This is a genomic window from uncultured Clostridium sp., from assembly GCF_910588715.1.
Lineage (GTDB): Bacteria > Bacillota > Clostridia > Clostridiales > Clostridiaceae > Clostridium.
Window position 1 is genome coordinate 743,529 of record NZ_CAJURG010000001.1, and the last position, 11,859, is coordinate 755,387.

12 protein-coding genes are annotated in these 11,859 nt (G+C 25.1%); 2 read left to right on the forward strand and 10 right to left on the reverse strand.

Going from position 1 to position 11,859, the window contains the following annotated elements; all coding sequences use genetic code 11:
- The first annotated feature begins 64 nt into the window (after positions 1-64).
- Entirely contained in the window at positions 65-1,570 is a 1,506-nt protein-coding gene (locus tag QZ321_RS03655; RefSeq protein ID WP_291746633.1) for a hypothetical protein, read from the forward strand.
- A gap of 95 nt (positions 1,571-1,665) precedes the next feature.
- Here the strand turns inward: QZ321_RS03655 and QZ321_RS03660 are convergent, their stop codons facing one another.
- The 7 genes from QZ321_RS03660 to QZ321_RS03690 form a co-directional block, all read right to left on the reverse strand.
- A complete protein-coding gene (locus QZ321_RS03660) occupies positions 1,666-2,541 on the reverse strand; it encodes a radical SAM/SPASM domain-containing protein (protein ID WP_291746635.1) in 876 nt (291 codons plus the stop codon).
- Positions 2,542-2,593: 52 nt separating this feature from the next.
- The gene (locus QZ321_RS03665; protein ID WP_291746638.1) at positions 2,594-3,124 is read right to left on the reverse strand and encodes a thioredoxin family protein; all 531 of its coding nucleotides are present in this window, start codon (positions 3,122-3,124) and stop codon (positions 2,594-2,596) included.
- 175 nt (positions 3,125-3,299) lie between these two features.
- Complete coding sequence (locus QZ321_RS03670) at positions 3,300-4,574, reverse strand: hypothetical protein (RefSeq protein ID WP_291741015.1); 1,275 nt, start codon at positions 4,572-4,574, stop codon at positions 3,300-3,302.
- A gap of 188 nt (positions 4,575-4,762) precedes the next feature.
- Positions 4,763-5,386, reverse strand: coding sequence for a cyclase family protein (locus QZ321_RS03675; protein WP_291741013.1), 624 nt, complete (start codon positions 5,384-5,386; stop codon positions 4,763-4,765).
- Between the two features lie 137 nt (positions 5,387-5,523).
- Positions 5,524-5,964, reverse strand: a complete 441-nt coding sequence (locus QZ321_RS03680) for a deoxyuridine 5'-triphosphate nucleotidohydrolase (protein WP_291741012.1) — start codon at positions 5,962-5,964, stop codon at positions 5,524-5,526.
- Between the two features lie 128 nt (positions 5,965-6,092).
- Positions 6,093-6,794 carry a prealbumin-like fold domain-containing protein gene (locus QZ321_RS03685; RefSeq protein ID WP_291746641.1) on the reverse strand — a complete coding sequence of 234 codons (702 nt, stop codon included), beginning with the start codon at positions 6,792-6,794 and terminating at the stop codon, positions 6,093-6,095.
- A gap of 125 nt (positions 6,795-6,919) precedes the next feature.
- A complete protein-coding gene (locus QZ321_RS03690; RefSeq protein ID WP_291746644.1) occupies positions 6,920-8,221 on the reverse strand; it encodes a solute carrier family 23 protein in 1,302 nt (433 codons plus the stop codon).
- A 318-nt stretch (positions 8,222-8,539) separates the two neighbouring features.
- Between QZ321_RS03690 and QZ321_RS03695 the strand changes: the two genes are divergently transcribed.
- Positions 8,540-9,259 carry a polysaccharide deacetylase family protein gene (locus QZ321_RS03695; protein ID WP_291741005.1) on the forward strand — a complete coding sequence of 240 codons (720 nt, stop codon included), beginning with the start codon at positions 8,540-8,542 and terminating at the stop codon, positions 9,257-9,259.
- A gap of 234 nt (positions 9,260-9,493) precedes the next feature.
- Here the strand turns inward: QZ321_RS03695 and QZ321_RS03700 are convergent, their stop codons facing one another.
- The 3 genes from QZ321_RS03700 to QZ321_RS03710 form a co-directional block, all read right to left on the reverse strand.
- Positions 9,494-9,682 (reverse strand): DUF4250 domain-containing protein, encoded by a 189-nt coding sequence (locus tag QZ321_RS03700; protein ID WP_291741003.1) that lies wholly within the window; start codon positions 9,680-9,682, stop codon positions 9,494-9,496.
- A 323-nt stretch (positions 9,683-10,005) separates the two neighbouring features.
- Positions 10,006-10,878, reverse strand: a complete 873-nt coding sequence (locus QZ321_RS03705) for an ATP-binding protein (RefSeq protein WP_291741000.1) — start codon at positions 10,876-10,878, stop codon at positions 10,006-10,008.
- Between the two features lie 211 nt (positions 10,879-11,089).
- On the reverse strand, positions 11,090-11,845 hold the full coding sequence (locus tag QZ321_RS03710) for a hypothetical protein (RefSeq protein ID WP_291746647.1): 756 nt from the start codon (positions 11,843-11,845) through the stop codon (positions 11,090-11,092).
- Between the last annotated feature and the right edge of the window lie 14 nt (positions 11,846-11,859).

The window sequence follows — 11,859 nt, forward strand, 5'->3', positions numbered from 1 at the left end:
TTTCATATAATGTATATTAAGTATAAAATAACTAACATTCTAATGATAAAGGAGAATTAATATTATGTATTCTTTTAAAAATACTACACCAACAAATGGTTTTGACTTTAATAATTTAAATAATGCACGTCAAAATAATTATGCTTGGTCAATGGAAGAACTAGATCAATATATTTATGTTGGTACTGGAAGAAATGTTCCTTACAATATATTTAAAAATATATCCCCTGAAATAATTACTCCTATTTCAATAACTCCACCTTCTGCTAATAATACTCCTGAAATTTGGAGATATAAAAAAAATGATTCTTTGCCTTGGGAAAAGGTTTATTCTGTTCCTAAATATCTTCAAATATCAGGTCTTAGATTTATAGTTTCTCACAAACCTTTTAATGGGAATAAAAATTTATATGCTGCTAGTTATGGTGGTAAATTAAAAATATTTAAATCTAGTAATGGTGTAAATTGGTTTCCTCTTTCTGATTTTATTCTTAAAGGAACTTCTTCTCGTGCAATGATAAGTCATAAAGGTAAATTATACATTGCTACCATTGATGAAAAAAACTTTATTTCAACACCTAACTTATATAGTAGTGAAGATCCTGAATTTTATCCATGGAAAAATGAAATTGATTCAACTGATCCATTATATGATAATTCTAAAAATCCAAATGGCTCTATAACTGATATGAAGGTTTTTAATAATAAAATTTATGTTGCTACAAGCAACCCTGATGGTATTCAAATATGGAGAACTAATAGTTCTACCCCTAAATTAAATGATTGGACTCTTATTGTTGATAAAGGATTTGGCGATTCTTCAAATCAATCTACTTTAAGTATGGGAACTTTTAAAAATCATCTTTATGTAAGTGCTACTAAAAAATTACCTCTAGCTTGGGTTGCTCCAATAGGATTTGATATTATAAGAATATCACCTAGCGATAAATGGAGCTTGGTCGTTGGAAGTAGACCTATAACTCCTTCAATTCCATCTAAAGGAGTAAGAAATAATAGTTTATCTGGTTTAGAGTCTGGATTTAATAATCCCTTTAATGTCTATGCTTGGCAAATAAAAGAATATCAAAATAAATTATTAATAAGCACTTTTGATGATTCTAGTAATATGGAAGTTATATTAGAATTTCTTATTACAAATAAAGCATTAATAGAAAATAAAGTTGGTTCTGTAGTAACTGATAAGCTTATTAAAGTATACCAATCAATTGTTTCTCAACTTAACTCTATAAAATATCCTTTTGGATTTGATCTTTATGAATCTAATGATGGAACTAATTTCACACCAGTATTTTTAAATGGACTTTCCAATAAATATAATTATGGTGGCAGAAATTTATTTGTAGATTCTTCTAATACTCTTTATATAGGTACTGCTAATCCATTCCAAGGTTGTGAAGTTTGGAAGGTTAAATCTAAATCTCAAGATAACTATTGCTACTCAAAAGCAAAAAATTATAGATGTTTATTATCAATAAAAAAAGAAATTAATGAAAACTTTAACTTATTAGATTATTATATGCCTATGTTATTAAACTCTGCTTTTCAATAAAAATATTAAATTTTAACTTATAAAGCACCTAATAATAAAGTGTCTATTTATTTTAGCTCACTTTAAATTTATTAGGTGCTTTTTTACTTATAATATTATTTTTTAAATCTAGTAGCATATCCACATTTTTTACATAAATCTTCAACAGCTACTCTTCTTGAAAACCCATTATATATATTAGTTGCTCTTTCATCTTCTAGTATTTCCTTTAATGGCTTTTCAAAAACATTTCCTAAAGATAAATTTCCATCACTATCTAAACAACAAGGTACAACAGTACCATCTACCAAAATTCCTATTTGATTTCTAAGACCATGACAAAAAACCTCTTCACCTAAAGAATCAATTTTTATATCTGGCCAATTAAACTTTTCTGCCATATTTAAATATACTTTTTCTTTTAGCTTAATTCTATTTGTTTCTTGTAACTTTTCTGACAATGAAAAATCAAGCTTTAAATTTTCTTCAAGAATCTTTAAAATTTCCTTGTTTAAATTATTTTCCCCCTTTAATTCGTTGCTATCCATATTCCATAGTCTTATAGCACAAATTATATCACTTTTTTCTCTAGCATTTACTATAAAATTACTAACATCTTTTAAGTATTCCTCTAATTCCACAGTTTTTTTATTTGCTTCAAAACTATGAAGAGAAATATTTACTTGTCTTAATGCCTTTGCTTTAATAAGCTTATCTCCAAATTTTTTTAACAATGTTCCATTAGTTGTTAAATTAACATGGATGCCACTTTTAAAACTTTCCTCTAAAAAATATTCTATATTTTCATTTAGCAAAGGTTCCCCCATTAAATGCAAATATATATGTTCTGTAAAAGGCTTCACTTGATTTAAAATATAATTAAACTCTTTCTTATCCATAAATTTATGTTTTCTTTTAGTTTTAGGACAAAAATTGCAACTTAAATTACATACATTAGTAATTTCTATGTACACTTTCTTAAATTTTTTCATTAATTAAAATTCTCCTTATATAAAAACATAAGAGAAATCTCCTAGTTTACTATTACTTATCTAACCTATTAAATGATATGTATTCATATTTTTTACCTGTAATAAGTTTAATCAAATCTATTTGAATTAAATCATTATATTTTCCATTTCTCATTTCATCTATTATTTCTTGAGTTTTTTCCTTTGGATTACTTATTAAAATATCTTTTACCCCTCTTGGAAATTCTACAAACTTTCTAATTACATTATTATTCTTATCCATAACCATAATAGTTGGTACTTTCTTTTCACCTGATAATATACTTAATAATTCTTCATTATCATTTTTTAATAAAATTTTAACCTCTATATTTTTATTAAATTGAGAAAGCTTTATTAAAAATGGTAATATAGTTGCAGAATCTTTACATCTAGTTGATGTTATTACTAATATCTTCACATGATTACTTAAACCTATTATATATCTTAGACCTTCTTCTAAAATTTGACCTTGGTCATATAATTCATTAATAAATATCATTTCCTCATCAGTAGCATTTTTTAAATATTCCTCATAATCCATTGGTTTAACATCTGTTAACATACGTACTCCCCTAAATAAATTTAAAATATATTCATTATAGATATTAATATTATCATACTTAATTAATTATTTCTACCTAAGCCAAACTTTAAAATATTTACAAAAATTAAAAGAGTGAAGAGAAAAAATAAGTAATACCTTCTTTTTTTCTCCTCACTATATTTTACATTTTAAATTAAATTCTTTTTCTTAATCTTTTTAACTCTTCTATTGAAGGGTATGGATTTGAATGTTGAAGTGCTTTATTTATATTTTCTATTGCTTCTTTCTTTTTGCCACATTTACATTCTGCATCAATTAAATAATATAAATATTTAGGTGTTTCCCTTGTTCTATCTATTAATTTCTTATAATACTCTTCAACCTTTTCAAAATAATTTCTATCATATTTAGATGTTTTCTCTAAGTTATCACCCTTAAAGGAATATATTTGTATACTATAAGCTTCTCCTGTTTCATGGCTCCATAATGCTATATTTACTGATTTATTTTTTCTATCTTCAAATTTTACTATGTCAATTTTAGAATAATTTATACTACTTCCTTTTAATAATCTATTAAATTTATTTTCTTTAAACTCTAATATATCTAAATGTGACCATATTGAAGCAACCTTCCACCCAATTATAATATTATTTCTTGACCTTGGATTTAATTTTTCAATTATTAAATCAGAGATATCATATCCTTCCCCTAAAATGGTATCTAAAAGATTTATTTTTCCTCCTTTTTCTCTAAATACAGATATATATTGAACTTTCTTAGATACATATCCACAAATTATTTCATCTATTCCATCACCATCAATATCTTTAATAATTAATTCATTATTCCCACCAAACTTATCAAAGCTAATAAAAGTTGCATCCTTAGGGAGCTTATCTAAAATTTTTGCCTTAATATTATTTTCTTCTATTTTATTTAAAATACTTTTATCACTAACAGTACTATATTTATCTATTACATTAATTTTATTATTTTTCAAAGATATTAAAGTATTAGTTTTATTAAAAGCCTTACTATTATTATTTTCTAAAATCTTTTCATAAACTAATAAATTTATTAATTGATTTTCTAAATCATAAATTAAGTCAACTTTAATAATGTTTGAAGAAAAATTTTCTCCGTTAAATAGCTCTATAAGTTTTCCTTTATTATACTTATAAATTATATTAACTAGATTTTCACCTGATTTATCTTTTTTTCCATAAATATAAATATCATCACTATCGCTACTTGAAAACTTTCCAATAAAAACTTTAAAGTTATATCCACTAGCTTTAATTTTGTGTTCTTCAATATTATCATTTTCATCTTTAATAGAAATAACTAAGTTTTCAACATAATTATTATTTTCATATAAATAGTCACCTTTTAAAATGACTGTTTCTCCATTACCTTCTCCATAAATATTTCCATACTGTATATCTATAATAAATTCTTTTTTCATATTTATTTTCCTTTTAATTACTCATATTATATAATATTCTTTTATCTTATAAGATGAAAATATTTATCAAAAAACTTACCCATAAAAATATGCTAAATAATCTACTAAAATATATTCTTTAGCAAATATTATGCAATAAAAATAACAGAACACAAATGTATTCTGTTATTTTTATATTTTATATTATTTTAATATCCATTATATACAGCAATTGCTCTTACTAAACTTGCTTCTGCTTCAATTTTTAATGGTTGTGCAAATATCTGTAATCCTTCATTATATAGTAGCTTATTCAAATTTGTTAAATTTTCTAAAATAAATATTTCATTTTCACATAATTTTTTATGAATTTCATATTTATCTCTGTCAGGAGAAGGCATATCCATACCTAACATCTTAATTTTCTTCTTAATTAAAAATTCCGTTAATTCATCACTAAGCACAGGATGATTAGTATAATATTCATCCTTTCCATAGAAACTGTCCCAACCAGTAAATAATAAAACTATATCATTTTCCTTTATATCTCTATAATACTCATCTTTTATCCTTATTACTTTTTCACCACGTACATCTAATAGAACTGCGTTACCTACAAATTTATCTAGTGGATATTCCGAAATGGATTTTTTATTTTTACACATATGTAAAGGTGCATCTATATGAGTCCCTATATGCATAGTTGTAGAAAATGAATATAAATTAAATCCATCCTTGTCGTAATCCTTTTCTTTATTCGAAGTTAATTTCATATCACCTGGATAAACAGGCATTTCGCTCTTTATATCATAAGATAAATCAATATACTTCATATTTCCCATATTCTCCCTTTTGTTTGTATTAATTTTCTACACCCTTTGTTTGTTTATTTTATCATATTTTACATTTAGTTACAACGTATTATTTCCCCTATATTTTTACAAAAAATTATATAATTATACTTAATAAATCATCTTTCTCCAGTACTTCCAAAGCCACCACGATCTATGTTATTAAAGAATTCTACTTCTTCAAACTCTATTTCTGGCATTACTTCCATAATTCTAAATTGTCCTATTTTATCTCCTTTTTTTATCCAAGTTCCATTTTCATCTTTTGCCTGCAAACAATATACTGGCATGTGCCACTCATCATTATCTCCTATATATGTATCATCAACAACTCCTACACCATTAGTTTGAATTATTCCCCATGTTTTAAATGTTGAGCTTCTAGGGGCTAAATGTCCTTCCCACCCTTTTGGTAATTCTAATGCAAATCCAAGAGGAATCATTGCTCTTTCATTTAAAGCCACAAATACATCTTTATTTGCATAAACATCTATCCAATTTCCTTTACTTATTTTTTTTAGCTTAACTGCTTCTTTAAAATACTTTATCTTCAGCTTCATAATGTAAAATCCTCATTTCTTTAATAAAATTATTTTATATATAAAAATCATTAATTTTAGAGTTAAAATAATATTTTTTATAAACTCTAACTCTAAAATTAATAATTACTATTTTATCACTATTTAAACTATTTTGGATATTTTTTTAATCTATTAATTACAATAATACTTTCTTCTTTTAAATCTTTACTAATAGTTACCTCATTCCATTGGATGTATGTTGGTTTTTCAAAATACCTTCTATTTACTATTTCTATAACTCTATAACTTCCTTCTGGCAAACCATCAAATACAACAATACCATTTTTATCACTTAATTTTGAACTTATCAATTTAGGTGATATACCATTTAAAGCATAAAGATTTACCTTTGCCTCTGATATAGGCTTTCCTTTTCTATCCCCTAGTCTAACCCCCACTACAATTTTTCCTTTTACACGCTTTTCTATATATTCATTACTTTCTTTTATCTTTTTACTTTCATTTCTTTTTTCTACTTTATCTTTTTTATCTTCTATTAAATTATTATTAGAATTTAAATTTTTATTATTTAAATAATTTTCAACTTCATTATCATCTATTAATGTTGCACCTTGAATTTCAATACTAAATCCATTACTTAAATTATATTTATTAGTTTCTTCTTTTTTAATTACATTATTTTTTCCTTGGTTATCTAATGCTTCTTCTTTTAAATCCTCTGCTTTCACATCAATTATAGGAATATTTTCGTTTGATAATGCTCCATTTCCTACTATTGTATCATTATCAATTGATTTATATTCTTCCTCTAAATCCTTATCAAAATCATCATCTATTCTGATACGCATAAAAACCTCCTAAAAGCATATATTTACATAATACGCAATTGGAAGTTTTTTTGTGATAAAAATATTTATTTTAAAGTAATTTCTAAATTAAAATCAAAACACTTTAAATAGCGTTATAATTACTTTTAAAATTTATTTTTTATAGTTTTATTTAATTGTGTAAATATCACATTTAAAAGAACTCCAACTAAAGCTGCCAAACTTAATCCATATATACTTACACTTTCTGTAATCTTAATTGAAATAGGTGAGCTTAAAAAATTTCCTGATAATCCAATAAATAAAATAGAAATCATCACTATCATATTAAATAAACTAAACTTAACTTTTTCTCTTTTTATAGTCTTAACTCCAACTATTGCAATCATAGAAAATAATATTAAACTTATTCCTCCCATAACTGGCTGAGGTATAGTTCTTATGATAGCACCAAATTTATCAATAAAACTAAGTATTATTGCAAATATAGCTGTTATTCTTAATATGCCTGGATTATAATTTTTAGTTATAGCAAGAACTCCAGTATTTTCTCCATAAGTAGTATTTGCTGGTCCTCCAATAAATCCTGCTGCTAAGGTAGCTAATCCATCACCTAATAATGTTCTATTTAAACCTGGGTCTTCTACAAAGTTTTGTCCAACTACTTCCCCATTAGTAGTTATATCTCCAATATGCTCCATAAATACTGCTAATACTACTGGTGCTATAATTGCTATTGCTCCTGTATCAAATTTAGGTAATGTAAAACTTGGAATTGCAATTAAACTTGCATTTTGAATTTCCAAAACAGATACTTGTCCTAATATTAAGCTTATTATATATCCAATAAATACTGAAATTAATATTGAAACTTGTGATAAAAATCCCTTACTAAATTTTTTTATTAATAATGCTATTCCTAAAGTTATTGCTGAAATTACTACACCTATTAAAGCACTTTTATTTCCTGAAATTAATTCAATTACACCTGTCATTTCTAATGCACTTGGAATTAAATTAACTCCTATTACTATAATCATAGGTCCTACAACTTGAGCTGGAAGAATTTTTTTAATATTATTTAATCCTATCTTTTTTATTATAAGAGATACTAAAACATAAATTGCTCCAACTACAATAATTCCACCTTGAGCATATCTCAAGTCCCCATATTTTTCTGATACTGCTAAAATAACTGGAATAAATGCAAATGATGAACCTAAAAATACTGGAACTTTTCCTTTAGTGCATAAATGAAAAATTAATGTTCCTATCCCTGCTGAAAATAATGCAACTGATGGATCTAACCCAGTAAGTATTGGAACTAATACAGTTGCTCCAAACATGGCAATTAAATGCTGAAGTGCTAATACTAATTTGAAAAGTGAAGCTTTAACTCCTTTTTCAGCTTCATTTTTTGATGAGATACTACCTGTAAATTGTGTCATTAAATCCACTCCTTATTTATTAATTGTAAGGAGAAACTATTAATTTTCTCCCTTTTCAGCCTCTCTGGACTGTTATTAAAGGTATAAAATAAAAAAACTTCTTACATTCGGTAATAAGTTATAATTATCCTGTAAATACTAATAATACTTAAAACTTTGAACTTACCGAAATCTCTGTTTCGACTTAAAGCTTTTTTATTATTATATGCCTATTATAAAAAAATATCAAGAAATATATTATTTTATTTTTGCACATAATATAACTAAATTATATAAATTATATTTTTAATATATTTTTATAGAAAAGAGTGATTACTTATGAAAAAATTTTTAACGCACTTACTTGCTTTTACACTTTTAACTTTATTAATTTTTCCTAATTTCACTGCTTGTTGTGAGGATGATAATAAAGAATCTTCTTCAAAAAAAGTTGTTTACTTAACTTTTGATGATGCACCTGGTGGTAAAGTAACGGAAAAAACATTAGACATATTAAAAGAAGAAAATGTCCCTGCTACATTCTTTATAATTGGAGAGCAAATTAAAGGGCAAGAAGACATAATTTTAAGAATGAAAAATGAAGGACATAGCATAGGATTGCATAGTTTTACACATGAAAGATCTAAACTATATAGTTGTACCTCTGGATTTATAAATGAAATGAAACAAGTTCAAAAAGCTTTATATGATGTTACTGGTGAAAATTATTATATTTTAAGATTTCCATTTGGAACAAATAATAGCACCTATAGATTAACTAATGAAATGGTTGATGCAGTTCACTCAAATAATTTTAAAATTTATGATTGGACTCAAGATACATTAGATGGTGCTAATCCTACATCTTCACCTGATACTATATTAAATAGAGCAATGTCAACTAAAGAAAACGTTGTTGTTTTAATGCATAATGCTCCTGCTAATAAAAATACTGCACAAGCTATAAAAGGAATTATCAAGTATTATAAAAGTCAAGGATATACTTTCGATAAAATCACTATAGATACTCCTGAAATATATCATGTATTAAAAAAATAAATTTTAAAAAATAGCTATATATTCTTTTAATATATAGCTATTTTCTAATTTAATACTTTAATCCTCTTTAGTATTTTCTTTATTTTTTTTATCATTTATTAAAGTTGCAACTAAAGCAGTTGATGCCGCAATAACAACTGCTAATTTCCCGATTTTTTTTATTTTCATCTTATTCCCTCTACTTACTCACAATATTTTTAGTATAATTATACATTACCCTAATAAATTAGTAAATTATTTAAATTGATTTAAATCACTATGATACTTATATCCAGCACTTTCTAACTTTTCTTCTATCATGTGTCTACTTATATCCATATCCTCACAATAACTGTCTAAATTAGAATAAAAGTCTCTAAGCTTCATATTAACCATGCTTACTAATATATGGCTATCCATTTTTAATAATACTTCTCTATCCATTTTTTCCTCCACATTTAAGTTTATTTTTAATAAATTTAACATAATATGCTTAATAATATTATACAATACATAAAATTAAGCTAAAATACAAAATTATGTACTTTAGCTTAATTTATAAATTTATTTTTATTTATCTTTTCCAACCTTATTTACTTCTGGAACTCTTGCAGCTATTGGTTTTTTAGGACCTTTAAAATGATCATTTTCCCAAGTTGCTCTTTGACCTTTTTTAGCCATAACTTCACCTCCACTAATACTATATATTTAGTATTAGCAAGATAGCTTGTTTTATTCTCTATAAAATAATAAGGTAAATATAATTATTATTTATTTTTAGGGGTTTCGGGATCTAAAAATGAATATTTTTCTCCATCCTTTTCCCAACCTAAAATTGAATTCATATTAACATTTGCAGCGGCCTTAAATATTGATTTGTCTACATCGTTAAAATTCTTTTTTAATTCTGCAATTAAATCTTTTATTTCATGTCTCTTATTACCTATTTTCTCTGCTGCTACCATACATGCACAATTTAATGGCCAAAGACCTGTATATCTTATAAATCTTTTAATTGCTTCCTCTTCAACATAATAAAGAGGTCTAATTAATTCTATTCCTTCAAAATTATCAGCCTTTAACTTAGGTAACATTGTTTTAAAGTTACCTGCATAAAGTACATTTAACATTGTAGTTTCTATTACATCATTATAATGATGACCAAGAGCTAATTTGTTACATCCAAGTTCTCTAGCTTTATTATATAATGAACCTCTTCTCATTCTTGCACAAAGATAGCAAGGATAATCTTTTGCTTTTTCATCAATTATTTCAAATATTTTTGATTCATATATATGTACAGGAATATTTAAATGTTCACAATTTTCTATAAGTAAATCCTTAATTTGTGGATGATATCCTGGGTCCATTGCTATAAACTCAACTTCAAAATTCACTTGACCATGTTTTTTTAATTCTTGAAATAATTTTGCCATAAGTAGTGAATCTTTACCACCAGATATTGCAACAGCTATTTTATCTCCTTCTTCAATAAGCTGATAATCCTTAACAGCTTTTATAAACTTAGACCAAATAGGCTTTCTATATCTTTTAACTATACTTCTTTCTATTTCCTCAAGAGTTTTTTTAGCTTCTTCTGGAACTATTCTTTCGCATCCATGACCTGCTATACTACTCATAATTATCACCTCGTATTTTTAATAACAAAATCAATTTTACTTAAATTATAAAATAAAAGCAACTATTTGATTGCTTCTAAATAACAAATAATGATTATATAAAGTTAGCTTTTTATACACCATTAATAAAAATTTTATAATAAAAAAAGATTTATAATATTTGATTAAAAATTTTTCAATATTATAAATCTTCCTACCCTAATATTAATTATTATCTATAACTAATTTCTGAAATTCCTGGAACATGATCAAATTCTACTTTAGAATTTTTATAAGTAAACTCTATACCATCTATCCATTCACCAGTATAATTTTTTTGTAATAAAGTTGTTATCAATGCATATTCTGTTATACTACCGCCTGCTGAACCTGCAAAATAATTATTAACCCAACTTGTTCCTTCATATTTATCAAAGGTAACGTCACCTGCATTATTTCCTACTTCATTTAAATTAAATAAAGCTATCTTCTTTCCTCCAACATTATTAATTTTAATAAATTCTATTGGTAAATTATCAAATTCTTTTGCGCTTAATTCATTTGCTAGTTTTTCTAGTTTTTCTTCTAAAGTCATATCTTCATTTAATTCAATCTTACCTAAAACTACTTGTTCATCTGTATTTACGTCTTTTGAATAAAGTAACATTTCTATACTTTTAACTATTTCTTCATTATTTACATTATTTGTAGAAGTATCTATATCATTTGTAATATTTTCTTGACCTTCTTTATTATCTTTAATTCCTTCTTTATCTCCAGATATAACTTCATTGTTATCTTTATTATTAACCTCACCACTACTTTCTACATTTCCTTGAGTATCATTAGGCTTAGTATTTTCCATCTTTTCTGATTCAACATTATTATTATCTAAAGCTGTATTTTGATCTGTACATCCTACTGCCCCTAATGCCACACAAGTTATTAAAGCTCCTGCTAATATCTTTCTAATTTTTATAATTGCCATATTGCTCCTCCAAT